We start from the raw sequence: 25,726 nt of genomic DNA, 5'->3' as shown, positions 1-25,726 counted from the left end.
AGAAGTGATACGTGTCCGCCCATGAACCGTCCCAGAGCAACGCGGAGGCACCCGTGACAGCGTCGGAAGGCCCGCTCGTCATCAAGCTCGGCGGCGAGGTCGTGGGCAGCCCGGCCCTCGCCGTCCTCGCCAGCGATCTCGCGGCGCTCACCCGCGCCGGCGCGCGCGCGGTCGTCGTCCACGGCGGCGGAGCGCAGGCGACCCGGCTGCAGGAGCGCCTCGGCATCCCCGTCCGGCAGGTCGCCGGCCAGCGCGTCACCGACGCGGACACGCTCGACGTCATGAAGATGGTCGTCGCCGGCAAGCTCAACGTCGACCTCTGCGCCGCGCTCGTCGCCGCGGGCGCGCGGCCCGTCGGGCTCCACGGCGCGAGCGGGCCCGCCCTCTCGGCGGTCAAGCGCCCGCCCCAGGTCTACCGGAGCGCCGGCCCCGATCCGGTGGACCTCGGCCTCGTCGGCGACATCACGGGCGTCGACCGCGGGCTCCTCGAGCTGCTCGGGCGCGGCGGCTACGTGCCCGTGCTCGCCTGCCTCGGCGCCGGCGCGGACGGACAGGTCTACAACATCAACGCCGACACGGTCGCCAACCGCGTCGCCATCGAGCTCGGCGCCGCTGGGCTCTTCCTCGTGAGCGACGTTCCGGGCGTGCTGCGCGACGTCGCGGACCCCGCCTCGCGCATCCCGAGCCTCACCGTCGCCGAGGGGCGCGCGCTCATCGCGAGCGGCGCCGTCACCCGCGGGATGATCCCGAAGCTCGAGGAGTCGTTCGCCGCGCTCGCGGAGGGCGTCCGCCGCATCCACATCCTCGGGCGGCTCCGCCCGGGCGATCTCGAGCGCGAGGCGAGCGCGCCCGGGTCCATCGGCACCGTGCTCGTCCCCTGAGACGGCGGCCGGCCTCGCCCCGGCCGGCCGCGCGCCGTATGCTCCTCGCCTCCTCGATGATGGACGCCGTCCACGCCGCGCTCTCGTTCGTGCAGGCGCATCGCGAGCAGATCGCGATCGGCGCGGGCGTGGGCGCCGCCAGCTTCGTCGCGGGCACGGCGCTCGTCGCGTTCGTGCTCGTCCGTCTGCCCGAGGACTACCTGCAGAAGCAGGAGGACGAGCCGTTCCTGCCGGGGCGCCCCGCCTGGATGCGCGTGTCGGCGCGCATCGGCAAGAACCTGCTCGGCGTCGTCGCCGTGGCGCTCGGGATCATGCTCTCGCTGCCCGGCATTCCCGGCCCGGGCGCGCTGGTGATCCTGATCGGCGTGATGCTCCTCGACATCCCCGGCAAGCGGCGGCTGGAGCGGCGTTTCCTCGGGGCGCCGAAGATGCGGTCGGTCGCCGATCGCGTGCGCGCCCGCTTCGGCCGCCCGCCGCTGCGCGTTCAGCCGGACTCCCGCCGCTCCTCGCCCGGCAAGGCCTGAGCGCCCGCTTCGCCCGGCGAGCCCTGGGCTGCGGCCGCCGACAGGCCCGGAGCGGCCGGCGGGCCCGCGGCGGCCGACAAGCCCGGCGCGGCCGCCTCGACCGGAGCGCCCGCGGCCGCCGTCGCGGCCGCCGGCCCGCCCCGACCGGCCCCCGCGCGCAGCCGGAAGTGCCAGGCGAAGAGCGCCGCCGCGAGCGCGAGCGCGAGCCCCGCCGAGACCCACTCGCGCGGCGCGAGCAGGAGGCAGCCGGCCAGGAAGGCGCAGGCCGCGAGCGCAAGGCGCTCTTCCGCGTCGGGCATCGGGGGCACCTCCCTCCCCGTACCGCCCCGCGCCGCGCGCATCAAGCACGCCGCGCCGCCGCCGCGCGAGCCCCCGCGCATCGAGCGCGCCGCGCGAGGCGACCAGGGCCCCGGCGCGCCCGCGCGTCGCGACCTTGGTCGCCTCGTGCGGCGCCCGCGCGGTTGCGGTAGGTAGGAACCGACAGCGGCGAGCGCTCCGCTCGCGCAGCACCGACCTCGACGCCTTATGAACGCAAACGACGATCGCGACGAGCGCGGGCCCGAGGGCGCGCTCCGGGACGAGGACCCCAGCGGGAGCCACGCGGCCGGCCGGAAGGCCGCCGCCGAGGGGAGCTCCGGCGCAGGCGAGGGCGCGCCCACGGGCAGCGCCGCGCGCGACGAGGAGCAGGGCGGCGCCGCGGCGGACGACGGCGCCGCGGCGGACGACGGCGCCGCGGCGGACGACGGCGCCGCGGCGGACGACGGCGCCGCGGCGGACGACGGCGACGCCGAGCGCGAGCCGGAGGCGGCTCCCCCGCGGCGCGGGCCATCGATGTGGGACATCCTCCGGGACAGCTTCTTCACGTTCGATCGGCGGACGCTCGGCTTCACGCGCATCCTGCTCGGCTTCTTCCTGATCGGCGACCTGTTCCGCCGCACGTGGGCGTGGAACGACATGTTCGCGGACATCGGCGTCCTGCCGAACCACGTGAACCTCTGGCGCCCGCAGGGCAGCGGGAACTTCTCGCTCCTCAACGCCTTCTCCACGCCGGGCGAGCTCGCGGTCCTCTGGGTCGTGATCTTCGCGACCTACGTCTGCCTGCTCATCGGCTGGAAGACGAAGCTCATGCAGGTGCTCTCGCTCGTGTTCGTCACGAGCATGAACGGGCGCGTCCTGCTCATCGAGAACGGCGGCTACGTCGTCCACAACCTGCTCCTGCTCTGGACGTGCTTCCTGCCGCTCGGCGATCGCTTCTCGCTCGACGCGCTCCTCGCGTCGATGAAGCGGAGCCGCGAGCGGACCGCCGACGATCTCAACGACCGCACCGCCGTCGACGACCCGCTCAAGCCGAACGACTTCGTGACCCTCGTCGGGCCCATCCTGCTGATCCAGATCGCGGCGATCTACTTCTTCAACGTGGTGCACAAGACCGGCCCCGCCTGGAAGAACGGGACCGCGATCCACTACGTGCTCTACGTCGACCGGATGGTGACGCCGATCGTGGCGGACATCCGCGACTACGCGCCGAACTTCCTCATCCTGTTCATGACGAAGATGGTGATCGCGTTCGAGGCGGCCATGCCGGTGTGCCTCCTCTCGCCGCTCGGCCGCGTGTGGGCCCGGCGGCTCGCGCTCGTGATGATGAACGTGCTCCACGTCGGCTTCGGCACGACGTTCGTGCTGGGGCCGTTCGCGTGGGCGCTCTGCGTGTTCTCGACGCTCCTCTTCGGCCGCGAGGACTGGGACATCGCCGCGCGCACGATGCGGCGCGCGCACCGGGCCCGCGTCGTGCTGTTCGACCCGCGGTCGCCGGGCGCCGTCCTCGCCTGCCGCGTGCTGAAGCGGATGGACCGGTTCGGGCTGCTGACGTTCGAGGCGTCGAGCTCCGCGGCGCACGGGCTCGCGGCGCGTCGCCCCGACGGCAACGGGGTCGAGGGCGCCCTGGCGCTCGCGGACCTCGTCGCGGCGATCCCGCTCGGCCCCGCGGTCGCGTGGGCGCTCCGCCTGCCGCTCGTGCGCGACGCGGTCACGGCGGCGATGGCGGCGGCGCACCGCCGCAGCCTGGGCCGGGCGCTCGGCGTGCGGGTCCCGGAGCGCTCGGAGGTCGCGCCCCCGCCGGCGCCGCTCCGGCTCGCCGGCCGGAAGGGGCTCGTCGCGCTGCGCGAGATCGGCGCGATCGTGATGTTCGTCGGCGCCGTGAACCAGGCGGCGGTCGAGCTCTGGGTCATCAAGAACCGCTGGAAGGTGCCGCACCCCGAGGAGACGCGCGTCCTCGCGCAGAAGCTCCGCTTCCTCCAGGGCTGGTTCATGTTCTCGCCCAACCCGGTGATGGACGACGGGACGATCGTGGTCGACGCCGTCACGGTCGACGGCCGCCACATCGATCCTTTCACGGGCGAGCCGCCGAACTTCGACCTCCTGAACGCGAAGAGCTTCGCGTACACCCAGATCTGGTGCGACTACTTCGCCCGCATCAAGCTGCCGGCGAACACCTCGTACCGCGACGCGATGAAGGAGTACATGTACCGCTACCCCGAGCGCACGGGGCGGCCCGAGGACGCGATCGTCTCGGGGGACGTGTACTGGGTGAAGGACTGGAACCCGAAGTGGGGGAGCACCCAGAGCTATGGGGAGGAGCGCGAGCGGCTCTTCTCCTTCCAGAACCCGAAGGCCCAGGCGCGCGCGCAGGCCGAGCCGCCCGGCGAGCCCGCGCAGACGGACCAGAGCCCGGCCAACTAGGCGTCGCCCGCGGCGCAGGCCCCGCGAGGGTTGCGCGAGAGGTGGTGCCGAGCTCCCCCGCCGAGGGCCTCCCCTCCTCCGGAACCAGAAACGAGCCCGGACGACGAGGAGGAAGAGGCCGGAGAAGGCGCACGGGGTCGCCGCTCAGGCAAGGCGCGGCGACCCCGGACAGAAAACCGCTTTCTTCGCTTGACAGCCGCGCCCAGGCGGGTAGAGTCCGCGCTCTCGAAAGCGAGGGCCTGTAGCTCAGTTGGGAGAGCGCTAGAATCGCACTCTAGAGGTCGCAGGTTCGATCCCTGTCAGGTCCACCCTCGAATTCGCTCGATTCTCTTTCTTAGCAGTTCTTCTTTCCACCCTCGTATCGTCGCTAGCGGGCGCGCACCGAGCTTGCGCCGCGGTTGGCTCCACGGCACCGCGCTGCGCCGTCCTCACGCACGGCGGCGTGCCTCTCGGCCGCCGCAGGACGCATCTCGCTCGCCGCGGCGTACTTCGGTCACCGCGGAGCGCTCCCGCGCGCTGCTTGCCGCGCTCGCCGCGCCGTGCCGAGCGCACCGCGAGAGCGCTGTGGCTGGCCCATCCGAGGCGCCGAGCTCGCCCGACCCGTGGTCGATCGCGCGGCCGCGCGCGGACGGTGTCGCGACAATACGGGGGGCACGGCGGGCGGACCGTCGATGTGCCCGCCCGCGCCTCCGTGTCACCCGCCCGCCGCGGCACCGGGCGGGGCAGCGCGCTCAGTCCTCGATCGGCTCGAAGTCCGCCTTGGTCGCGCCGCACTCCGGGCAAGCCCAGCTGTCGGGCAGGTGCTCGAACAAAGTCCCCGGCGCAATGCCGCTGTCGGGGTCGCCGACCGCCGGGTCGTAGATGAAATCGCAGACCAGGCACCGATATTTCTTCATCCGTGGTTCTCCTCAGGGGCTTGGCGAGCCGCGCACGACGCTACCACAAGGGCTATCGCCCCGGAGATGAACCTGGCGCGCCGCGCCGCGCGGCGCGACGGCCGGCCCAGCGGCGCTCCGTTCTGCGTCCTGCGTCTTCCGCGCGGACGCGGCGGCGATCCGCCTCAGGGAGGCGCCGGAGCGCCGCGCACGGCGAGCTGCTTCTTGCGCAGCATGCGCGCGATCGGCCGGTAGACGAGCCGCAGCAGCCAGCGGGGGCAGAGGACGCCGAGGTAGACGACGAACCACGCCACCACCCCGGGCACGACGAGCGCGCGGCCCCGGTCCACCGCGCGGACGAGGGAGCGCGCGCAGCGCTCCGGGGAGATCGACAGGAGCAGAGGGGGCTCGAGGCCGGTGAAATTGCCGGCCATCTCCGTGAACTCGGTCTGCACCGGCCCGGGACAGACCTGCGTCACCCGCACGCCGGTGCCGGCCAGATCGAGGCGGAGGCCCTCGGTAAAGCTCGTGACGAAGTGCTTCGTGCCGATGTATGCCGCCATCCCCGGCCCGAACGTGAGCCCGAAGCCGGAGCTCACGTTCGCGATCACGCCGCGCCCGCGCGACACCATCGGGCCGACGAGCCGGTGCGTGAGGTACGCGAGGCTCGTCACGTTCAGCGCGATCATCTGCTCGGTGCGCGACCACGCCGAGAGGTCGAACAGGCTGAGATCGCCGAAGCCGGCGTTGTTGACGAGGACGTCGACCCCCCCGACCTCGGCCGCGACGGCGAGGAGCATCGCGTCGACCGCCGCCCGATCGGTGACGTCGCAGCCGAAGACGAGCACGGTGAGCCCCGGACGCGCCGCGGCGAGCTCGGCGCGCAGCGCCTCCAGGCGATCCCTGCGGCGCGCCACCAGAACGAGCGCCCGGGCGCGGCCGGCGACCTCGCGCGCCAGCGCGCGGCCGATGCCCGACGACGCGCCGGTGATGAGCACGACCCCGCTGTCGATCGGCGATTGCACGGCCGCAAGGGTTGCCCAGCGCGCCCGGGCCGCGCAAGGGCCCCGAGGCCGAGCGCCGTCGCCACCTCCCCCGGATCGCCCGCCGCGGCCCGCGTCCGCTGCGCCGCGCCGGCGAGCGCGCCCCACGATCGCCTGTATAAATTGGATGAAACGGAAATGCGCACCTCGGGGGAGATGGACGCGAAGGCAGCACCTCAGCGCCCATTGCGCTACCCTCGAGACCAGGAGTCGCAACCTGGCGGTAACACGCACCGCGTCGCCGGGCGCCCCGCGCGACCGCGCAGCGCGCCTCGGCCGACGGTCGCGGCAGCTGCGCGGCTGAGGCGCGCGTTGACGTGGCAGGCGGCTCTATCTACCGTGGACTTCGTCCTCACGAGCCAGGAGACATCATGCGTTCGCCCTCATCTCTCGTCTGTGTGCTCCTCGTCGCCGCCGGCCTCGGCGCCTGCGAACGATCCGCGGAGTACGAGTATCAGGCCCCCCCGGCCTCGACCACGGCAAAGCCCTCGACGACGGGCGACGTGAAGCCGCTCGTCTTCAATCCGGACGACGTCAAGTCCTTCAAGGTCCTGCCCGCCAAATTCGAGTACGACAAGAACCCGATCACCGATGAGAAGGTGACCCTGGGCAGGATGCTCTGGTACGAGACGCGCCTCTCGAAGAACCACGATATCTCCTGCAACTCGTGTCATGACCTGTCCAACTACGGCGTGGACAACAAAAACTTCTCCTCCGGGCACAAGGGCCAGCTGGGCGGCCGCAACTCGCCGTCGGCCTACAACGCGGGCCACCACATCGCCCAGTTCTGGGACGGCCGCGCGGCCACCCTCGAGGACCAGGCCAAGGGGCCTATCCTGAACCCCGTCGAGATGGCCATGCCCGACGAGAAGCGGGTCATCACGACGCTCAAGTCGATCCCCGAGTACGTGAAGCTCTTCAAGTCGGCCTTCCCCGACGACAAGGAGCCGATCACCTACGACAACATGGCCAAGGCGATCGGCGCGTTCGAGCGCGGCCTCGTCACGCCGTCGCGCTTCGACAAGTACCTCGACGGCGACGACAAGGCCCTCACCGCCGAGGAGAAGGCCGGGTTCCACAAGTTCATCTCGCTCGGCTGCCCGACCTGCCACACGGGCGTCGCCGTCGGCGGCTCGACGTTCCAGAAGCTCGGCCTCGTGAAGGAGTACGCCGGCCTCAAGGACAACGGGCGCTTCGATGCCACGAAGGACGAGAAGGACAAGTTCTTCTTCCGCGTCCCGAGCCTCAGGAACATCGAGAAGACCTTCCCCTATTTCCACGACGGCTCGATCGCGACGCTCGACGAGACCGTGACCAAGATGGCGTGGCACCAGCTCGGCGTGGAGGCCAAGCCCGAGGAGGTGAAGGCGATCATCTCGTTCCTCAAGGCGCTCACCGGCGAGCTCCCGACCGAGTACATCAAGAAGCCCGAGCTGCCCCCGAGCACGCCCGCGACGCCCAAGGCCGACCCGTCGTGAGCGGCGCGCCGATCCGATAGCGCCGACCGGGCCGATCGGGTCTGCTCCGCCCCCTCGGATGAGCACGGGCGCCGGCGACGAGGGGCGATCCGCGCCCGCTCCTGAGAACGGAGCGGGCGCCTCCGCGGACGGCGCTCCCGAGGCGCGCGAGGGGCGCACCGCGCGGGCGCTCGTCGTCGTGCGCGAGCGCTTCGACGGCGCGGGCGTCGCCTTCCCCGTCGCGGCGCCCGACGCCGCGAGCTTCGGCCGCGACGAGGACGTCCTCGCGTGAGTGCTCGTGCCGAGCCTCGGCCACGCGTTCCACGTCGAGGCCGGCGAGCCGATCGCGCCGGCGAGCCGGCACGAGGTGCGCCGGCTGCTCGCCTCGCGGGCGCTGTCGACGTGGGAGCACCTGGGGCTCCTGCCCGGGAGCGCGCACCGCCTGGAGGTCGAGCGAGGGCGCGGCCGATCGTCTGATCCGCGGGACCGACGGCGCGGGCGGCCTGCTCACGCAGCGCGTGCGCGAGCGGCCGTCCTGCGTGCTCCTGCTCGACGAGATCGAGAAGGCCCACCGGGCCGTGTTCGACCTCGTGCCCGCCTGACGGCGCAGCGCATGAGTCGGCGTCGCGAGCTCTCCTAGGCGGGCCATCCACCTTTACGGGCATCACCACTCGTTCGTTCGGGAATCCACCGCTGCCTTCACCGGTTTTTCCGATAGAAATCGCTCGCTACCTCCACGATTTCTCGTGCAGCGCTCCGTAGACCAATGCATGAGCCGCGCTGGCCGCGCGTCGCGCACACCAGTGCGTGCGATGGCCTGCATCGAGAGGGGATGTTGGTCCCATGCGCGAACGCTCCGACCAGTTCATCAAGAGTCTGCTGCGCGACGCGCTCCGGCGCATGGCGGAGTCGGACACCGAGGTCGAGGTCGCCGCGGCCACCCAGCGGATCGACGTCTGGTGTGTGCCCGATCCGGCGCGCGAGGCGGTGCGGCGCGAGCTTGGAGTGCTGGGCGAGCTGGCGGCCGGGCCATGTATGTTCGAGGTCTTCCGCAACACCCCGGGCCTGCGGCACATGCGCGATTGCCTGCGCAAGCAGCTCGCCTGGCATCACGAGCTCGAGCGGCGGGCGCGGACCGCGCCCGATCGGATCGAGGCTCCACCGGCATCTCGCAACGAGGTGCCTTTCCCGTGGCTCATCGTCGTCAGCACGGGACGGCCCGAGACGGTGCTCGACGGATACGGCTGCCAGGCGCTGAGCCCGGGTGTGTACGGTCCGGCGCCGGCGCTGCACGTGCGCGTCGTGGTGCTCTCCGAGCTGCCGCGCACGCGCAGCACGCTCATCCTGCGGCTGATGGGTGCACGCTGGGTGCTGCGCGAGGCGCTGCAGGACCTGATGGCGCTGCCGGAGGACGCCTGGGAGCGGAGCGTCGCCCTGCCGCTTTTGGTACACTTCGGCTACGAGATCCCCGGGCAGCTCCCGGAAGACGTGGAGGATGACGTCATCATGGAGATCCAGGAGTGGTTCAAGAGCTACCAGGCGGAGCAGCGGCAGCTCGGCCTGGACGAGGGCAAGCGGCTCGGCCTGGACGAGGGCAAGCGACTCGGCCTGGACGAGGGCAAGCGGCTGGCGCTGGCGCGGCTGTTCGAGAAGCGGCTCGGCAGGGCGATGACGGACGACGAGCGCAGCACCCTGGCCGAGAGGTTGGCGCGGCTCGGGGAAGAGCGTCTGGATGAGGTGGTCTTGACCTTGGACGGCGAGACCCTCGCGGCATGGCTCGCGAACCCAGAGGGGCGCTGACGCTCCGCCGCCTTCGGAAGAATGCCTCCGCGGTGGCCGGTTGCGCAGCCCGCTGCACTCGCCGCCGTGCACTTCACGATCCCGCTCTTCGAACGGCGCACCACGAACGCCGAGGGCGTGACGCTCGGCCTTGGCCCGAGCACGCGATCGCGGGCGGGGCTTCGCCGACGCGTCGCTCGCGGGGAGCCTGTCGCAGGCGCTCGCGCCGCTGTGGCTGCTCCGGATGAGCCGGGAAGACGCGGCGTGAGCGTGGCGTGACGCGCAGCGCCCGCGGGGCCCGCCCGCCGGCGGCGAGCCCCGCGGGCATCCTCCCGCACGCGTCCGCCCGCCGGCGGCGAGCCCGCAGGCGTCCGCCGACGTGGCGCGACCGCGCCCGTCGCGCCCAGCGAGACTGATTCGACATCCGTCGAAACAGATTGACCAGGCGCGGGCGCTCGCTATTCTGATTTGATGACTGTCGAACCAGATCCTGCGGGGCCCACGCCGGGCGCTGCGGGCGCTGCGGGCGCCCTGAGCGTCGAGGAGCGCATCGGCGTGCTCAAGGCGCTCGCCGACGCCTCGCGGCTCCAGGTGGTGAGCGCCCTGATCGAGCGGCCTCACTGCGCCGAGGAGCTGGCCGAGCGGCTAGGGCGCGCGCCGTCCACCGTGTCGTTCCACCTGCGGAAGCTCGACGAGGCGGGCCTCGTGACGAAGCGCAAGACCCAGTATTACCTGGTCTATGCCCTGCGCGCCGATCTGCTCGATCTGCGGCTGAGGGAGCTCGCCGCGCTGCCGCGCGCCGAGGGCGGCCCGGAGCAGCGCCGCGTGGAGCGATCGCGGAACAAGGTGACGCGCGCCTACTTCCGCGACGGCGCGCTGGTCCAGCTGCCGAAGCAATGGCGCAAGCGGCGCATCGTGCTCGAGCAGTTCGTCGGCAAGTTCCAGGCGGGCCGGCGCTACCGCGAGCGCGAGGTGAACGAGATCATCCAGACCCTGTATCCCGACCACTGCACCATCCGGCGCCTGCTCGTGGACGAGGGATACATGGCGCGCGACGGCCAGCGCTACTGGCTGATCGAGCAGGAAGCGAAGGCGCCCGAGACACGGAGCGAGGCCCCGGAGCCGGGGAAGGAGCCCCCCGCGACCGGCAAGCCCATCCAGGGAGCGAGCAGGATGGAAACGCGCAAAGAGCTGAAGCGGAAGTACCTCGAGACCCCCAAGCAGGCGGGCATCTTCCAGGTGAAGAACACGGTGAACGGCAAGGTCTTGCTCGGCAGCAGCACGAACCTCCACGGGCCGCTCAACAAGCACCGTTTCATGCTGTCGCTCGGCGCTCACACGAACCAGGAGCTCCAGCGCGACTGGAAGGAGCACGGCGCCGAGGCCTTCACGTTCGAGGTGCTCGAGGTCGTGCAGACCAAGGACGATCCAAGCTTCTCGTTGACCGACGAGCTCACCTTGCTGGAGCAGATCTGGCTGGAGAAGCTGTCGCCGCTCCACCCGCGCGGCTACAACAGGGACACGAAGATCCGCGAGTGATGGCGGCCGCGGGCGCTTTCGGCCGCTCCCGCCGTGCTACGGTGACCGCGCCGGCTTCCCCGGGCGAAAGCGAGGGTCCTCGTGCTGTACATCCAGGAGAGCATCCGTATCGAGGCGCCGATCGAGGTGGCGTGGGCGTGGATGAGCGACCTCGAGCGCCTCATGCAGGTGAACGAGTTCCACGTCGCGGTGCGCTTCGAGACCGACGTTCGCCGGGGCAAGGGGACGCGCGTGCTCATCGATCACTCGTTCTTCGGCAGCGCCCCCGAGGCGCGCGGCGCGCGGGTGACCCACTGGGAAGAGGGCGCGGGGATCGGCTGGGTCGAGACGGATCTCAAGGCGCCGAAGAGCGCCTTCCCGCACTCCTCGCAGTACCGGCTGAAGCCGCTGCCCGGCGGCGCCACGCTCGTCACGGACGAGCTGCGCGGCTCGCTCAACCTCCCCGTCCTGGGGAAGGTCGCCGACCGGCTGCTGCGGGACGTGTTCGCGTCGAGGATCGTCCGGCGCGAGTGCGCGACCCTGAAGGCGCGCATCGAGGAGTTCGCGGCCGGCTGGAAGGCCGGGAGAGCGGCGGCGTAGCGCTGCGGCTCAGAACCGGAACAGCGGGCGGCCGTAGGGCAGGAACGGCCAGGGGATGGCGGCGAGCACGAGGAGCAGCGAGAACAGGACGCCGAGCGCGATGCGCCGGTGCCGCACCGTGGGGTCCTCGGCCCGCTTCGCCCGGGCCGAGGCGACGTGGGCGACCGCCACCGCCACGATCATGAGGAAGACGTGCTCGACGGCGAAGAAGCGCAGCGCGGCGACGGGCATCGCGGCCTTCAGCGCGGCCAGCGAGGTCGGCCGCAGCGGGCTGAGCACGACGTAGAGCAGGAGGCCGAGGAGGAGCTGGGCGTCGAGCGCGCCGACGAACGCGGCGCTCGCCTTGCGATCCGCCGGGGTCCACGGCTTCCGCTGGGTCCAGCCCTGGACCGATCGCACGAGCGAGAGGAACCCGAGCAGCAGGACGGCCCAGCGCAGCCACGAGTGCACGACGAGGACGAACGAATAGATCATGGAGCCTGCTTTCCGGCCGCGGTGCCGGCCTCGATGATGTACTGCGCCACGTCGGCGAGGTCCGACTCGCGGACCCCGCGGAAGCTGGGCATCGGCGGGACGTCGGCGCGCTTGCGGCCCGGGGCCACGGCCCAGCGGACGATGCCCGCGGGATCGGTCGCGTAGAGGGCCGCCATCTCGCTGAGCGGCGGGCCGACCAGCTTGGCCGCGGGGGCGTGGCAGGACGCGCAGAGCGTGGAGAAGAGGGCCTTGCCCTTCGCGGCCTGCGGCGAGAGCGCGACCCCCTCGTCGGGAGCCGGCCCCTTGCACGCGGCCACGAGCAAGAGGAGGGCGGCGAGGATCGGCGACCGTGTCATGCGGCGAGCGGGAACATAGCGCGACCGCGCGCCGAAGGAACGCGACGTCGTGACGCAGGGCTCGCCGGGGCGCCGGGCGGCTGGCCAGCCCGGCGGCGCGGGCGACGGTCACTGCGGTTTGAACAGGTCCAGGATCCCCTGCCCGATCGCGGACGGGTCGGGCAGGGCCACCCCGGTCGGCTCGGTGCCCTCGAGGAACACCTCCTCGACGGCGTTCTCCTGGCCGGGCATCGCGAGCGCGCCCGTCTCCGGGTCGATGGGGAGGCGCACGATCCCGAGCGGCTCCGGGAAGTCGGTCGCCGGCCGCCCCGCGTGCGCCTTGTCCATGAACGCGATGAACGCCGGCAGGGCGGCGCTGCTGCCCACCTCGCCGCCGCCGAGCGGCGTGGCGTCGTCGAAGCCGGTCCACACGGCGCACGCGATGTCGGTCGAGTAGCCGACGAACCAGGCGTCCTTCGCGTCGTTCGTCGTGCCCGTCTTGCCCGCGATCGGCCGGCGCAGCGAGAGCGCCTGCTTCGCCGTGCCGACCTTCACGACCGACGTGAGCAGGTCCGTCGTGACGTACGCCTCCGCCGCGGTCATCGCCGGCCGCGGCGGCGGGCGCGCCGGCAAGGGCAGCGCCTCGCCGCGCGGGCCCATGATCTTCGTCACGAGGACGGGCTCCTGGACCACGCCGCCCGCCGCGAACGTCGCGTAGGCGCCCGCCATCTCGCGCGGCGTCACCTCGTAGGCGCCGAGCGCGAGCGACAGGTCGGCGCCGAGCTTCGACGCGATCCCGAGCTCGCGCGCCCACGCGACCACGGCCTCGGGGCCCACGTCCCGGAGCGCCGCCACCGCGGCGACGTTCACGCTGTGGGCGAGCGCCTCGCGCAGGCGCTTCGGGCTCTGCCCCTCGCTCTCGTCGTAGTTGCCGGGCTTGTAGCCCTCGAGCGCCGCCGGGTTCGTCTCGAGCATCGACGCGGCGGTGAGCTTCCGCGCGTGGATGCCGTAGCCGTAGACGATGGCCTTGAACGTCGACCCCGGCTGCCGGTGCGCGTGGCTCGCCCGATCGAGCCCGCCGCGCGCGCCCTCGTAGCCGCCGACGAGCGCGACGATCTCGCGCGTGCGCGCGTCGAGCGCGACGAGCGCGCCCTGCGGGCCGAGGTCGAGCCGCAGCTTGCCGGCCTCGGGCTCGCCCGCGAAGCGCACGCGCAGCACCTTGCCGACCTCGGCGAAGCGGCTCGGCGGGAGCCCGCGCGGGTTGTACCGGCGCTCGCTCCGCAGGTCGACGGTCCCCTGCGCCGCGCCCACGCGGATCGCGAGCGTGCCGCGCGCGTCGTCGGCGCCCGTCACCACGCCGAGGTAGGCGCGGTTCTGATCCCTGGGGGCGCCCTGGAACGGCGCCGGATCGCCCTTCTTTCGGACGAACGGCGCGACGAGGCCGTGGCGCGCGGCGTAGGCGTCGAGGTTCTGGCGCACGGCCGCGCGCGCCGCGGCCTGCATCGTCGGGTCGATCGACGTCACGACCGTGTAGCCGCCGTACCTGGCCTCGGGCCCGACCGCCTTGCGCAGCGCGCGCTCGGCCTCGGCGAGGACCTCGGGCGCGAGCTCGTCCGAGTGCTCCGGCTCGGGGGCGAGGCGGATCGGCTCGGCGAGGGCGGCGTCGACCTGGGCGGCCGGCACGAAGCGCTTCTCGCGCATCTGGCCGAGCACGAAGGCGCGGCGCTTCTCGGCGCGCTCCTTGTTCACGCGCGGCGAGTAGATGGAGGGCCCCTTCACGATGCCCGCGAGGAGCGCCGCCTCGGCGAGCGTCACCTGGCGGACGCTCTTGCCGAAGTAGAACCGCGCCGCCTCCTCGACCCCGTAGCGCCCGTGGCCGAAGTAGATGTGGTTCAGGTAAAGCTCGAGGATCTGGTCCTTCGTGAGCTCCTGCTCGATGCGGCGGGCGAGGAGGAGCTCGCGCATCTTGCGGTCCAGCGTGCGCTCGTGCGTGAGCAGCACGTTCTTCACGACCTGCTGGGTGATCGTGCTGCCGCCCTGGCGCGCCTCCGCGGAGCGCAGGTTGACGAGCAGCGCGCGGAGCATGCCGAGGTAGTTGAGCCCGTCGTGCTTGTAGAACCTGGCATCCTCGGCCGCGAGCGCCGCGAGGCTCATCACCGGCGGGATCTCGGTGACGGGCACGAGCGTCCGGCGCTCGACGAAGAGCTCGCCGAGCACCGTGCCGTCGCGCGCGAGGAACCGCGTCACCTGCGGCGGGTTGTAATTTTTCAGCTCCGCTGTGGTCGGCAGGTCGGCTTCGTAGCGCCGGACGACGAGGAAGAACGCGAGCACCGCGGCGGCGAGGAGGCCGGCGAAGGCGATCGCGAGCCGCTTGCCCCAGCGGAGAAGCTGCGGCCGGAGCGGCGGCCTGGGACCGGCGCCGCGGGGCTTCCGCTGGAGGATCCTGCCGAGCGCCGCGACGGCCGCGCGAAGCGCCGCGGCGACCCGCGCCGGCGGCGGACGCACGGCCGCGGGCGGCGACGGCGGCGGAGGCACGGCCAGGGGCGGCGACGGCGGCGGAGGCACGGCCGCGGGCGGCGACGGCGGCGGCGCAGGGCGCTGCGGCGACCAGAGCCGCGTCGGCGCGCGCTCGCTCGGCGTCGGATCGGAGCTCGCCGCGCCGGCGTCGTACGGCAGCGTGGGCTCCAGCGGCGCCGACGGGGCGCTCGGCCCTGGTCGGGGGCCTTGCGCCTCGGGCAGCACGGCGGGTCGTCGCGGGGGATCCGAGGCCATGCGTCAGCGCGCCGGAGCCCGCAGCGCGCTCGCGTCGCGGGTGAGGTGTTCCGGCCGAGCCACGGTATCACGGGCCCGGGCGCCGCGGACGCCGACGATCACTGGATGCTCCACTTGTAGCTCGTCCGCTTGCCCTCGATGGACGTGCCGGCGAGCAGCGCCGTGTCGATCGCCACGAACGTGTCCGAAGGCACGGTGTTCCGCAGCCACGGGCCGAGCCCCTCGTTCTTGATGGGGCCGCGCTGCCGGTAGACGATCGAGTACCCCTTGCGCTCGAGGATCGCCTCCACCCCACGGCCGCTGTGGTCGAACACGATGTCCGGACGGCGGGTGCCGCAGCGCTGGTCGATCATCGCCTGCTTGTCGAAGTAGGTGCGGAAGTTGAGCACCATCCCGATGCGGCGTCGGCTGAGGATGCCGGGCGGTAGGCAGGTCAGGAAATCGCGCGTCGCGAGGGAGCACGTGTCGATGAACTCCGCTGATCCGTAATGCTCCTTGAAGACGTGGTAGGCCGTCATGCCCGCCTGCGACGACATCACCACGAAGCGGTGATCCGGCTTCTTGGCCTTGATCTCCCGCATGGCGTCCAGGACGACATCGGTGATGGTCGTGTCGCGGAGGTGCGGTTTGTTCGCGAGCTCGAACCAGGAGTAGTCGCGGTCCCCGACGCGCGCCTTGAGCGCCTCGCGCAGGCCGAAGGTCGACCAGATCGGCCGGCCGGACGACCTCGAGTCGGCGAGCGCGACGACGCCGACCAGGTTCACCGCGACGAGCGGCACGAGCGCGATGTGCACGCGGGGCGCGCTGCCCAGGGTCGCGGAGAGGCCGACCATGGTGACGACGACCAGGAGGGGGAGCGCGTGCGAGATGAAACGCCCGCCGGTCATCCAGTCGCCGCCCGTCAGGACGATGAAGGCCACGTAGGCGACGGCGAACGCCGCCGACAGGACGGCGGCGTAACACGGCTCTTCGCGGAGCGCCGCCCGCGCGATCTGGACGATGCCCACGGCGACGCCCGCGATGAGCCAGAGCCCGGTCGGATAGAGGTTGGCCCAGAGGTAGGACAGGCCGGCGGCGACGTCGATCCCGGCGGCCTTGGAGTAGACCGGGTTCGGGAAGAAGGCGCCGAAGTAGAGCCGCCGCGCGCCGAAGAGGAGCGCGACCTCGGCGCCCACGACCGCGGCGGCGACGAGCGCCGTCCGCGCCTCGCGCAGGCGGCCTGCGGCGGGATCGGCCCAGCGCGCCCGGAGGAGGGCGTAGGCGAGCGCGGCGGCGAGGACGCACGCGAGCACGAGGGGGCTCTCGGGGCGCGCGCACAGGAAGAGGAGCGAGGCGCCGGCGAAGCAGAGCAGGGCGCGCCGATCGGGCGCCGCGAGGTAGCCGTCGAGCTCGAGGACGAGCCACACCGCCGCGGCGGCGACGAGCGTGCTCTCGAGGCCGCCGAAGCCCCAGTAGATGAACCACGAGGCCGTCGCGACGAGCAGCTCGGCGCCGCGCGGGGCCGCCGGGACGGCCGCGCGCGCGAGCCGCGCGGTGAGCGCGATCGCGGCGGCGCCGGCCGCGATCGACGTGAGCGGGCCGAGGGTCGGCAGCGACACGCGCGTGACGGCGCCGAGCAACGCGAGCAGGAGCACGTGGGCCAGGCTGGAGCTCTGCTCCACGCGCTCGCCGTTGTAATTGAGTATCTGGCCGTGCTCCTTGAGGGTGTGCGCGGCCCAGTAGGTGATGTGGCTGTCGTCGTGTCCCGGCGCGGAGAAGAGCACGAATCCAAGCAGTACGAAGGCGGCGATCGCGGCGATCACCACGGCGGAACCGCGCGGCAGGCGTCTCATGCGGCGCCGAGTGTAGTTCAGCGCGTGAGAAGTCCCGCCAGGGATCGCTGACGTACTGAGCTAGCGGCGGCCGGGCATCTGGCGGGCGGGACCAGCGCGGCGCGCCGCCGGAGATCCTGCCCGATGTGCGCGCCGGCACAGCGCGGCTCGCCGGCGCCCTCGCGGCGGGGCGATGTCCCGCCGCGGCGGGGCGTGGTAGCGTCCGCGGCGCCCGCCATGACCGATCAGGAAATCGACGCCCTCATCGCCGAGAACCAGTTCCATCCGAACGTCGTCTGGCGCCGCATCCCCGGCAAGGGCCGCGGGGTCTTCGCTCGCCGGTTCTTGCCGAAGGGCGCCGTCGTCGAGTGGGCCGCCGTCAGCTGCTTCCCGGCGTCGGATCTGAAGACCGAGGAGCACCGCGACTGTCAGGCGCTCCATCACGTGTTCACGTGGGGACAGGAGCCCGGGCGGGAGAAGGCGTATGCGTGGGGGCTGCTCGCGCTGTACAACCACTCCTCGACGCCCAACATCGAGATGAACGACGGTCCGGTGCCGGACTCGATGGCTGCCATCGCGCTCCGCGACATCCACGAGGGCGAGGAGCTCTGCTTCGATTACGGGTACACCTGGTTCGAGCCTCGCTGATCCGCGAGCGTGAGCACCATGGTGAGCGACGCGCCGTTCCGGCCCACCTCGACGAACCCGAGGCGCCGGTACAGCCGCAGCGCGGGGTTGTCCGGCGAGACGCTGAGCGAGATGGCCGGGTAGCGGTTCCGGGCCTCCTCCAGCAGGGAGGTCAGCAGCCGGGTGCCCAGCCCTCGCCCCCGGTGATGGGGCAGGAGCGCGATGGAGAGCTCCGGGGTCTCGTCGTCGACGTGGCCGTACCCTCGCAGCGCGCCGGTGAGCCGCCGGAGCCAGGCGGCGCCAGCGACCTCGCCTTCCTGGAGCGCCACGACGCCGAGATCGTCCCGCTGTCCCCAGCCTTGCACGTACCTGGAGAGCTCGGGCCGGTGCACGATGTCCCGCGGGGGCGGCGGGCTGCCTTCCGGGACGTGGATGGCCTGGTAGAGCATCTCCCAGAGCAAGGGCTCGTCGGCCGGGGTCAGGAGACGGATCATGAGCCTTCCGAGGATACCGGCGCTCGCGCTCCAGCGTGGCCCATCGCTCTCCCCTGGGGCCGTTCAGCGCTCGGGCCGGACTTTCGTCCTTGCGGAGGTGAGGACGGGATTCGAACCCGCGTATAACGGTTTTGCAAACCGTTGCCTAACCACTTGGCTACCTCACCGACTGTTCGAAGCGGCGGGAGGTCATGCCTCACTTCTGCCCAGCTGTCAACGCCTTTACCGCGCCCCACCACCATTTACGTAGGCGTCCGAGCCGCCTCGACGGGAGTCCCGCCGCGGGGCGGGGCCCCAGCGCGCGCCGTGCGCTCCCCGCCCCGCTCCGCCCGCCCCCGCTCCGCCCGGCCCCGCTCCGCCCGGCCCCGCTCCGCCCTCCCCCTCCCTCCGTCATCTCCCCTCCGCCGGCCGCTGCGCCGCTGCGTTCCGGAGAGCGCCCCTTACTCCTCCTGCCCCCTCCGCCGCGCTCTCCGCGCCGCTCGCGCCGCTCGCGCGCTCGCCCGCTTCGCCCGTATCCGCGCCCCGAGCAGCCGCCCGAGGTAGCTGCCCCAGTAGGTCCAAAGCCGCGTCGACTGGAGCAACCCGGTCGGCACGATCCCCTTCCCTGCCTGGAACGGGTTGAAGCGCAGGGTGTTCTGGTCGATGTCCACCGGCTCGTACAGCTCGATATCGGCCACCGCCATCCAGCGCGCCCGCGCTCCCCTGCGACGGACCTCGAGCCGCAGCAGCGCGAGCCCCACCGCAGCCGAGCGCTCCAGCCTCTCCAGGCGATTGCCCTTCACCGTCGACGGGCGCAGCGGTATCAGCCGGAACTCCGCGCGACCGAAGCCCTCCACGTCGAACGGCAGCTGCGCGTAATAGTGGTTGTCCAAGAAATCACGCGTCTTCGTCGTGAAGACCGCGATCGGAAGCAGCCACAGGCGCCGCGCGCTCAAGAAGATGAGATCCTGATCGCCGGCGCTCGCCGCCGGCGTCACCTCCTGGCTGTCCCGGAAGCGCACCGCGACCCCCAGGACGTCCGGACGGCGCTCGACCTTCGCGCTCCGCCATCGCCAGATCCCGCCCGACAGCCGCACGAGCGCCGGCCCCCCGAGCCGCTGCGCCAGCGCGCCGACCTCGCCCTCCACCGCGAGCGGTTTCACCCCCGCGCAGTAGACCACGCCGTCCGGGTGGAACAGCCTCGCTCCCCGGAGAAGGCTGCCTTGCCAGGCGATCGGAGACAGGATTCCCCCGATCGCACGCCCAATCGCATCCAAGAACCGCATCGTGCCCCCCTCGCTCGAACCTGGAGCGCTGGGGGCCCATCGCAAGCCGGGCGCAGCCCGTCAGCCCGCGCCGGCCTTCGCCGTCTCGTCCAGCTCCGGGCCGGTCTCGCGCTGCGCCCGGTGCTCGATCAGGCGCTTCACCACGAGCGTGAAGAGCGCGAGGAGGACGAGCAGCGAGGCGACGGCGAACGCCGCCGAGAAGTGGAACTCGTTGTAGAGCACCTCGACGTGCAGCGGCATCGTGTTGGTCTGACCCCGGATATGGCCGGAGACGACCGACACCGCGCCGAACTCGCCCATCGCCCTCGCGTTGCAGAGCACCACCCCGTAGAGCAAACCCCACTTCGCGTTGGGCAGGGTGATGCGGAAGAACATGCTCCACCCGCTCGCGCCCAGCGACAGCGCCGCGTGCTCCTCGTCCGCCCCCTGGCTCTCCAGGAACGGGATGAGCTCGCGCGCGACGAAGGGGAACGTCACGAACGTCGTCGCCAGGATGATCCCGGGGCGATCGAAGATCACCTGGATGTCGTGATCGAGGAGCCAGGGGCCGATCACCCCTTGCGCCCCGAACAGGAGCACGAAGATCATGCCGGAGATCACCGGCGAGACCGCGAACGGCAGGTCGATCAGCGTGACCAGCAGGCTCTTGCCGGTGAACTCGAAGCGCGCGATCGCCCAGGCCGCGGCCACGCCGAAGACCAGGTTGAGCGGCACCGCGATGAGCGCGGTCGTGAGCGTCAGCTGGATCGCGGCCACGGCGTCCGGCGCGGTGATCGCCCGCCAGTAGCCCGAGAGGCCGTCCTTCAACGCCTCGATGAACACCGCCACGACCGGCAGGAAGAGGAAGAACCCGAGGAACGCGAGCGCCGCCGCCGTGAGCGCCCAGCGCACCGGCGCGGGCTCGGAGGTCGCGCCGCGCACCGCCCCGCGCGACCTCACCCGCAGCTTGCCCGCCGCGCCCGCCATTACGACGCGACCCCGGGCGCGCCGGCCCCCGCGGCCCCGGCGGCCGCCGCCCGCGGCGCCTCGACCGGGCTCCGCGACGAGACGCGCGAGCCGCTCCAGCGCTGGAGTCGGTTGATCACGAACAGGAGCACGAAGGAGCAGATCAGCATCAGGAGCGCGAGCGCCGTCGCCCCCGCATAGTCGTACTGCTCGAGCTTCGTCATGATGACGAGCGGCATGATCTCGGTCTTGAGCGGCATGTTCCCCGAGATGAACACGACCGAGCCGTACTCGCCGAACGCCCTCGCGAACGACATCGCGAACCCGGTGAGGATCGAGGGCCAGAGCGCCGGCAGGAGGATCCGGCGGAAGATCTCGAAGCGGCCCGCGCCGAGCGACGCCGCCGCCTCTTCCTGGTCCACCTCGAGCTCCTCCATCACCGGCTGGACCGTCCGCACGACGAACGGGAGCCCCACGAAGGTGAGCGCGATGACCACGCCGAGGCGGCTGAACGCGCTCTGGATCCCGAGCGGGTAGAGGAACTGGCCGACCCACCCCTGCTGCGCGTAGATGGCCGTGAGCGCGATGCCCCCGACCGCCGTCGGCAACGCGAACGGCAGATCGACGAGCGCGTCGACGATCGACTTGCCCGGGAAGCTGTAGCGCACGAGCACCCACGCCACGAGCACGCCGAAGACCGCGTTGATGCCCGCCGCGAGGAGCGACGCGGAGAAGCTGATCTTCAAGGAGGCGATGGCGCGCGGAGACGTCACCACATCCCAGATCTCGCCGGGCCCCAGCGTCGCTGTCTTGAGGAAGATCATCGACAGCGGGACGAGCACGAGCAGCGACAGGTACGTTACCGTAATCCCCATCGCGAGCCCGAAGCCGGGCAGAACGCTCTGTCGCCGCCAGAGGAGAGCCACAGAAATTTACTTGCCGGCCTGGTAGATCTGGTCGAAGACGCCGCCGTCGGAGAAGTGCGCCTTCTGGGCTTTTTGCCACCCGCCGAACACCTCGTCAATCGAGAAGAGCGCGACCTTCTGGAAGACGCCCTCCGACTCGGCCGCCGCGAGGACCGCCGGATGCCGCGGACGGTAGAAGTGCTTCACCGCGATGCGCTGCCCCTCCTCCGTGTAGAGGAAGTTGAGGTACGCCTCCGCCGCCGCCCGCGTCCCGCGCTTGTCGACGACCTTGTCGACCACCGCGACAGGAGGCTCGGCGAGGATGCTGATCGACGGCACGACCACCTCGAACTTCTCCTTACCGTTCTGCCCGCTCTGCTTCACCGCGAGCAGCGCCTCGTTCTCCCAGGCGATCAGGACGTCGCCGAGCCCGCGCTCGACGAACGTCGTGGTCGAGCCGCGCGCGCCCGTGTCGAGGACGGGCACGTTCTTGAACAGGCGGCCGACGAAATCCTTCGCCTTGGCCTCGTCGCCGCCCGTCCGCTTCAGCTCGTACCCCCACGCGGCGAGGTAGTTCCACCGCGCGCCGCCGGAGGTCTTCGGGTTCGGCGTGATGACCGCGACGCCCTCCTTCACGAGATCGTCCCAGTCCTTGATGCCCTTCGGGTTGCCCGCGCGCACCAGGAAGACGATGGTCGAGGTGTAAGGAGCGCTGTTGTCCTTGAGGCGCGCCTGCCACCCCTCCTTGAGCCGACCGCTCGGCACGAGCGCGTCGACGTCATAGGCCAGCGCGAGCGTGACCACGTCCGCCTCGAGCCCGTCGATCACCGACCGGGCCTGCTTGCCCGAGCCGCCGTGCGACTGCTTGATGGTGATGTCCTGCCCGCCCTGCTCCTTCCAGCGCTTCGCGAAGGCGGCGTTCACCTCCTCGTAGAGCTCGCGCGTGGGGTCGTACGAGACGTTCAGCAGCTGCACCGAGCCCGATTTGCTCGCCTCGCTCTTCGAGCACCCGGCCAGCGCAAGCACGCAGCAGAGCACCATGATCAAGCATCGCATCGCTCGTCCCTACTCCCTCATCCGGTCGCCAGATACCGCGCTTCCCGCTGCGCGAGCGCGTCGAGGAGCTGCTGGAAGCGCGACGCGCCGACGCGGCGGGCCATGAAGGCCGCCCTGCCGAGCTTCTGGCAGAGCTTCTTGGCGAGCAGCACGCCGCCGTGGCTGTTCACGTCGGTCAGCACGATGACGAGGTCGGCCCGCTCGATGGCCGCCCGCATCTCGGCCGCCCCGCGGCCCCCCGTGTTGCCCGTGTGAAACTCCAGACGGTGCCCGGCCTGCAACGCCATCCGCTCCAGCTGCGCCTGGTTGCGATCCAACCCCCCGATCCAGGTGATCCGCATCGCGCCGACTCCTTGCTACCAGCAGCGGGCTCCCGCCGCTATAACGGACATATCTCACGCTACAGCAGAGGGCGCAAGCGGAATCTGACAATATAACGGAGGACACGTCTTGGATACCGGAGGGACACGTGGCAGCTGGGGTCCGGAAACGGTGGGGGGCTACCCGCGCGAGCCGTAGGTCATGACGAGGTACATGACGGCCTCGGTGCCGCCCAGGTTGCGGTAGCTGTGGGGGCTGTCGGCCTCGAACAGGATGGCGTCGCCGGTCTCGAGGACGCGCCGCTCGCCGGACACGGTGATCTCCACCGAGCCCTCCGTGACGATCAGGTTCTCCGAGGTGCCGGGGGCGTGCGCGTCGGCGTGCTCCACGGAGCGCGGCGCGAGGCGGAGCTCGTAGAACTCCACGTTGCGCGGCCGATCCATCGGGAAGAGCGCCCGGGAGGAGAAGTCGCCGTTGCGCGAGCGGAGGATGCGCGCGTGCGAGGCCTGCATCACGGTCGTGACCGGCGAGGTCGCCTGGCTCATCAGCGCCGAGAACGGGACCCCGAGGGCGCGCGCGATCTTCCAGAGGACGTTGATGGTCGGCGTGCTCTGGCCCAGCTCGATCTGCCCGAGCATCGCCCGGCTCACCCCGGACGCCTTGGCCAGGCGCTCGAGCGACAGGCCGCGCTCGGCCCGGAACCGCTTCAGGTTGGTGGCGACGACCGGCGTGAGGTCCGAGGACTCGTCGAGCGCGAGGTCGTCCCCGCCCGGCTCGCTCGCCGGGGGCGGGGGCGGCGGCGGCGGTTCGGCGGTCGCCGCTCGCGCGGATGGCTGGGCTCTGCGTGCCTTCACTGGAAGCGTATCCGCCATGGTGGAGGCCGCGCGTCAAGCAAGCGAGCGCGGACGTCGCTCAGGCGCCGCCGGAGACGGCGTCCGCCACCGCGCTCCTGGCCGACGGGCGGGGCGCCGGGGGGACGGCCACGGGCGCCGCCGCGGGGAGCGCGGCGGGGGTGGTGTGGCCGGTGATGAGCCGGGCGCCGCGCTTGAAGGTGACGTACTGCCACATCCACGCGAACATGACGGCGAAGCGGTTCTTGAAGCCGATGAGGAACAGCACGTGGACGCCGAGCCACGCGAGCCACGCGATGGTGCCGGACATCTGCAGGTGCCCGACCCTGGCGATGGCGCGCGAGCGGCCGATGGTCGCCATCGTCCCCTTGTCGCGGTAGGCGAACTGCCCGCGCGGGCGGCCGGCGAGGTCGCCGAGGATGCTGCGCGCGACGAAGCGCCCCTCCTGGATCGCCGCGGGGCTGAGGCCGGGCACCTCGACGCCGTTCCGGTCGCGGAGCATGGCCATGTCGCCGATCGCGAAGGCGTTCGGGTGGCCGGGCAGGGAGCAGTCCGGCTCGACCTTCACGCGGCCGATGCGATCGAGCTCGACCCCGAGGGCGCGCGCGAGCGGGGTGCCGCGGACGCCCGCCGCCCAGATGACCGTCGCGGCGGGGAGGCGCTCGCCGTCCTCGAACTCGACCCCCTGCTCGTCGATGGTCCGGAAGCGGCGGCCCTTGATGACCTCGACCCCGAGCGACGTGAGCTGCTCCTCGGCGCTCGCCGAGAGGCTCTCGGGGAAGGCCTGGAGGATGCGCTGGCCGATCTCGACGAGCAGCACGCGCGAGAGCGAGGCGTCGAGGGAGCGGAAATCGCGCTCGAGGATGTAGCGCGCGAGCTCGGCGAAGGCGCCGGCCATCTCGACGCCGGTGGCGCCGCCGCCGATGACGACGAACGTGAGCAGCCGCCGCCGCGCGACGGGGTCCGCCTCGCGCTCGGCGGCCTCGAAGGCGAGCAGCATGCGCTCGCGGATGGTGAGCGCCTCGTCGAGGTTCTTGAGCGCCGGCGCGAAGCGGGCCCACTCCTCGTGGCCAAAGTAGTTGTTCGCCGCGCCGACCGCGAGGATGAGGTAATCGTACTTCATCGTGTCGGCGTCGACGGTGATGCGCCGCCCGGCGAGATCGACGCTCGTGACCTCGCCGAGCAGGACCCGCACGTTGCGCTGGCGCGACAGGACCGAGCGGATCGGGACCGCGATGTCGGCCGGCGAGAGGCTTGCGGTCGCCACCTGGTAGAGCAGCGGCTGGAACAGGTGGTGATTGGTCCTATCGATGAGCGTGACCCGGACGGGCGCGTTGCGAAGCGCCTTTGCCGCGTTCAGGCCGCCGAAGCCTCCGCCGACGATCACGACGTGGGGCTCTTTCGCCGTCGTTGCCATGGTGCCTCCTGGCGAGGAACGCCTCCTCGGTGGCACGCCGATGGTAGGGGCCGCCGATCAGGGGGGCAAGCCGGGCGCGCGGCGGGCGCGGCCGCCGATCACGCGGCGGCCTGCACGTCCGTGGGCGCGTCGGTCTTCAGGTCGATCTTCGGGCCTTGGGCTTCGCCGCGCAGCGCCTCGGCGAGCAGCTTCCGGCCGCGGTGCAGGCGGCTCATGACGGTGCCGACCGGGACGCCCAGCTGCGTCGCTGCGTCCTTGTAGGAAAGCTCCTCGAGGTCCACGAGCACCACGGTATCGCGGAAGCTCGGCGGGAGCGTCGCGAGCGCGCGCCGCACGCCGGGCGACAGGGCGTGCATGTCGGCGCGGCGCTCGGGCGCGGTCCACGCGCACGGGTCGGTCGCGAGCACGTCGAGGGCGTTGCGCTCGCGGCGGCTGCGCCGGCAGCGCGTGATGAAGACGCTGAAGAGGATCTGGTGCACCCACGCCCGCAGGTTGGTCCCGGGCTCATAGCTCGCCGCGAACCGGATGGCGCGCTCCACCGTGTCCTGCACGAGGTCCTCCGCCGTCGCGGGCGATCGGGAGAGCCGCAGCGCGCGGCCAAAGAGCTCCGGTGTCATTTCGACAAGGCCCCGGAGCAGCTCGTCGACCGCCGCCCGCGCGCCCGCGCCCGGCGCCGTCCGGGCCGCGCCGAGCGACGGCCCGCGCCCGACCGCGCGTGTCACGCCGGGCGACAACGGCGCTGGATTCGGGGACCGGGCGGGGGCATGGGCGGGGTGGACGAGCATGGCGGGACCTCCTGCGATGAGCGCTGGCAAGGCAGGTGCCACCGGGGGGATCGCGCGAAGGGCGCGAAAGGCGCTGGATGGCGCGGGCGGAGGCACGCGGGCGCGTGTCAAATCGACAGCAGGTCGCCGCGGCCCGTCAGAGTGGCGAAGAGGCCCGCGGCGCGCGCCGGACTGGCGGCCGGGCCGGCGGGGGCGCCGCGCAGGCGTTCAGCGGCGCGCCCGCGGGACCTGCGCGCCCGCGGGACCTGCGCA

26 protein-coding genes and 2 tRNA genes are annotated in these 25,726 nt (G+C 72.1%); 11 read left to right on the top strand and 17 right to left on the bottom strand.

Going from position 1 to position 25,726, the window contains the following annotated elements; genetic code table 11:
* The first annotated feature begins 53 nt into the window (after nucleotides 1–53).
* Together argB and WMF26_RS02795 are read left to right on the top strand one after the other, a co-directional pair.
* A complete protein-coding gene (argB, locus tag WMF26_RS02800; protein WP_061627643.1) occupies nucleotides 54–881 on the top strand; it encodes an acetylglutamate kinase in 828 nt (275 codons plus the stop codon).
* Between the two features lie 38 nt (nucleotides 882–919).
* Entirely contained in the window at nucleotides 920–1,405 is a 486-nt protein-coding gene (locus WMF26_RS02795) for a hypothetical protein (RefSeq protein ID WP_437999051.1), read from the top strand.
* On the opposite strand, the gene WMF26_RS02790 is transcribed toward WMF26_RS02795, so the two are convergent.
* Complete coding sequence (locus WMF26_RS02790) at nucleotides 1,366–1,704, bottom strand: hypothetical protein (protein ID WP_437999050.1); 339 nt, start codon at nucleotides 1,702–1,704, stop codon at nucleotides 1,366–1,368. The genes WMF26_RS02795 and WMF26_RS02790 overlap by 40 nt on opposite strands.
* Nucleotides 1,705–1,930: 226 nt before the next feature.
* On the opposite strand from WMF26_RS02790, the gene WMF26_RS02785 reads away from it, so the two are divergent.
* Together WMF26_RS02785 and WMF26_RS02780 are read left to right on the top strand one after the other, a co-directional pair.
* Nucleotides 1,931–4,144, top strand: a complete 2,214-nt coding sequence (locus WMF26_RS02785) for a hypothetical protein (protein ID WP_437999049.1) — start codon at nucleotides 1,931–1,933, stop codon at nucleotides 4,142–4,144.
* A 235-nt stretch (nucleotides 4,145–4,379) separates the two neighbouring features.
* Nucleotides 4,380–4,452, top strand: a tRNA-Ala gene (locus tag WMF26_RS02780).
* Between the two features lie 423 nt (nucleotides 4,453–4,875).
* On the opposite strand, the gene rd is transcribed toward WMF26_RS02780, so the two are convergent.
* Together rd and WMF26_RS02770 are read right to left on the bottom strand one after the other, a co-directional pair.
* Nucleotides 4,876–5,040, bottom strand: a complete 165-nt coding sequence (gene rd, locus WMF26_RS02775) for a rubredoxin (protein ID WP_020732538.1) — start codon at nucleotides 5,038–5,040, stop codon at nucleotides 4,876–4,878.
* Between the two features lie 164 nt (nucleotides 5,041–5,204).
* The gene (locus WMF26_RS02770) at nucleotides 5,205–6,044 is read right to left on the bottom strand and encodes an SDR family NAD(P)-dependent oxidoreductase (protein ID WP_061623928.1); all 840 of its coding nucleotides are present in this window, start codon (nucleotides 6,042–6,044) and stop codon (nucleotides 5,205–5,207) included.
* Between the two features lie 389 nt (nucleotides 6,045–6,433).
* Between WMF26_RS02770 and WMF26_RS02765 the strand changes: the two genes are divergently transcribed.
* The 6 genes from WMF26_RS02765 (at nucleotide 6,434) to WMF26_RS02740 (ending at nucleotide 11,416) form a co-directional block, all read left to right on the top strand.
* On the top strand, nucleotides 6,434–7,540 hold the full coding sequence (locus WMF26_RS02765; protein ID WP_437999048.1) for a cytochrome-c peroxidase: 1,107 nt from the start codon (nucleotides 6,434–6,436) through the stop codon (nucleotides 7,538–7,540).
* A 58-nt stretch (nucleotides 7,541–7,598) separates the two neighbouring features.
* Entirely contained in the window at nucleotides 7,599–7,811 is a 213-nt protein-coding gene (locus WMF26_RS02760) for a hypothetical protein (protein ID WP_437999047.1), read from the top strand.
* A gap of 181 nt (nucleotides 7,812–7,992) precedes the next feature.
* Complete coding sequence (locus tag WMF26_RS02755) at nucleotides 7,993–8,121, top strand: AAA family ATPase (RefSeq protein WP_438002370.1); 129 nt, start codon at nucleotides 7,993–7,995, stop codon at nucleotides 8,119–8,121.
* Nucleotides 8,122–8,362: 241 nt separating this feature from the next.
* A complete protein-coding gene (locus tag WMF26_RS02750; protein ID WP_437999046.1) occupies nucleotides 8,363–9,319 on the top strand; it encodes a hypothetical protein in 957 nt (318 codons plus the stop codon).
* Between the two features lie 450 nt (nucleotides 9,320–9,769).
* The gene (locus tag WMF26_RS02745) at nucleotides 9,770–10,837 is read left to right on the top strand and encodes a metalloregulator ArsR/SmtB family transcription factor (protein ID WP_437999045.1); all 1,068 of its coding nucleotides are present in this window, start codon (nucleotides 9,770–9,772) and stop codon (nucleotides 10,835–10,837) included.
* A gap of 81 nt (nucleotides 10,838–10,918) precedes the next feature.
* Nucleotides 10,919–11,416, top strand: a complete 498-nt coding sequence (locus WMF26_RS02740; RefSeq protein ID WP_437335675.1) for an SRPBCC family protein — start codon at nucleotides 10,919–10,921, stop codon at nucleotides 11,414–11,416.
* Nucleotides 11,417–11,425: 9 nt separating this feature from the next.
* On the opposite strand, the gene WMF26_RS02735 is transcribed toward WMF26_RS02740, so the two are convergent.
* The 4 genes from WMF26_RS02735 to WMF26_RS02720 all read right to left on the bottom strand — a co-directional run bounded on the left by WMF26_RS02735 (nucleotide 11,426) and on the right by WMF26_RS02720 (nucleotide 16,829).
* The gene (locus WMF26_RS02735) at nucleotides 11,426–11,890 is read right to left on the bottom strand and encodes a hypothetical protein (protein WP_437999044.1); all 465 of its coding nucleotides are present in this window, start codon (nucleotides 11,888–11,890) and stop codon (nucleotides 11,426–11,428) included.
* Nucleotides 11,887–12,246: a c-type cytochrome gene (locus tag WMF26_RS02730; protein WP_061625582.1), complete on the bottom strand. Its 360-nt coding sequence runs from the start codon at nucleotides 12,244–12,246 to the stop codon at nucleotides 11,887–11,889. The genes WMF26_RS02735 and WMF26_RS02730 overlap by 4 nt, the downstream gene beginning before the upstream one ends.
* 108 nt (nucleotides 12,247–12,354) lie before the next feature.
* Nucleotides 12,355–14,967 carry a penicillin-binding protein 1A gene (locus WMF26_RS02725; protein ID WP_437999043.1) on the bottom strand — a complete coding sequence of 871 codons (2,613 nt, stop codon included), beginning with the start codon at nucleotides 14,965–14,967 and terminating at the stop codon, nucleotides 12,355–12,357.
* A gap of 128 nt (nucleotides 14,968–15,095) precedes the next feature.
* Nucleotides 15,096–16,829 carry a hypothetical protein gene (locus WMF26_RS02720; protein WP_437999042.1) on the bottom strand — a complete coding sequence of 578 codons (1,734 nt, stop codon included), beginning with the start codon at nucleotides 16,827–16,829 and terminating at the stop codon, nucleotides 15,096–15,098.
* 216 nt (nucleotides 16,830–17,045) lie between these two features.
* Between WMF26_RS02720 and WMF26_RS02715 the strand changes: the two genes are divergently transcribed.
* Complete coding sequence (locus WMF26_RS02715) at nucleotides 17,046–17,456, top strand: SET domain-containing protein (RefSeq protein WP_437335671.1); 411 nt, start codon at nucleotides 17,046–17,048, stop codon at nucleotides 17,454–17,456.
* Here the strand turns inward: WMF26_RS02715 and WMF26_RS02710 are convergent.
* The 10 genes from WMF26_RS02710 to WMF26_RS02665 form a co-directional block, all read right to left on the bottom strand.
* On the bottom strand, nucleotides 17,426–17,929 hold the full coding sequence (locus tag WMF26_RS02710) for an N-acetyltransferase family protein (RefSeq protein WP_437335670.1): 504 nt from the start codon (nucleotides 17,927–17,929) through the stop codon (nucleotides 17,426–17,428). The two genes, WMF26_RS02715 and WMF26_RS02710, sit on opposite strands and share 31 nt — an antisense overlap.
* Nucleotides 17,930–18,024: 95 nt before the next feature.
* Nucleotides 18,025–18,096, bottom strand: a tRNA-Cys gene (locus WMF26_RS02705).
* A gap of 273 nt (nucleotides 18,097–18,369) precedes the next feature.
* Nucleotides 18,370–19,194, bottom strand: a complete 825-nt coding sequence (locus tag WMF26_RS02700) for a hypothetical protein (RefSeq protein WP_437999041.1) — start codon at nucleotides 19,192–19,194, stop codon at nucleotides 18,370–18,372.
* A gap of 60 nt (nucleotides 19,195–19,254) precedes the next feature.
* Complete coding sequence (gene cysW / locus WMF26_RS02695) at nucleotides 19,255–20,160, bottom strand: sulfate ABC transporter permease subunit CysW (protein ID WP_437953826.1); 906 nt, start codon at nucleotides 20,158–20,160, stop codon at nucleotides 19,255–19,257.
* Nucleotides 20,160–21,065, bottom strand: coding sequence for a sulfate ABC transporter permease subunit CysT (gene cysT, locus WMF26_RS02690; protein WP_437999040.1), 906 nt, complete (start codon nucleotides 21,063–21,065; stop codon nucleotides 20,160–20,162). The genes cysW and cysT overlap by 1 nt, the downstream gene beginning before the upstream one ends.
* A 6-nt stretch (nucleotides 21,066–21,071) precedes the next feature.
* Nucleotides 21,072–22,100 (bottom strand): sulfate ABC transporter substrate-binding protein, encoded by a 1,029-nt coding sequence (locus tag WMF26_RS02685; protein ID WP_437953824.1) that lies wholly within the window; start codon nucleotides 22,098–22,100, stop codon nucleotides 21,072–21,074.
* 17 nt (nucleotides 22,101–22,117) lie between these two features.
* Nucleotides 22,118–22,441 carry a DUF2325 domain-containing protein gene (locus WMF26_RS02680; RefSeq protein WP_437317733.1) on the bottom strand — a complete coding sequence of 108 codons (324 nt, stop codon included), beginning with the start codon at nucleotides 22,439–22,441 and terminating at the stop codon, nucleotides 22,118–22,120.
* Nucleotides 22,442–22,600: 159 nt separating this feature from the next.
* Nucleotides 22,601–23,293, bottom strand: coding sequence for a helix-turn-helix domain-containing protein (locus WMF26_RS02675; protein ID WP_437335665.1), 693 nt, complete (start codon nucleotides 23,291–23,293; stop codon nucleotides 22,601–22,603).
* Between the two features lie 40 nt (nucleotides 23,294–23,333).
* The gene (locus WMF26_RS02670) at nucleotides 23,334–24,689 is read right to left on the bottom strand and encodes an NAD(P)/FAD-dependent oxidoreductase (protein WP_437999039.1); all 1,356 of its coding nucleotides are present in this window, start codon (nucleotides 24,687–24,689) and stop codon (nucleotides 23,334–23,336) included.
* 98 nt (nucleotides 24,690–24,787) lie between these two features.
* Entirely contained in the window at nucleotides 24,788–25,411 is a 624-nt protein-coding gene (locus tag WMF26_RS02665; protein ID WP_437953821.1) for an RNA polymerase sigma factor, read from the bottom strand.
* Between the last annotated feature and the right edge of the window lie 315 nt (nucleotides 25,412–25,726).

It is taken from the genome of Sorangium sp. So ce185 (genome assembly GCF_051526825.1).
GTDB classification, from domain to species: Bacteria; Myxococcota_A; Polyangia; order Polyangiales; family Polyangiaceae; genus Sorangium; species Sorangium cellulosum_D.
Note: the sequence above shows the minus strand (reverse complement) of the source record. Positions and strands in the feature narration are given on the sequence as shown.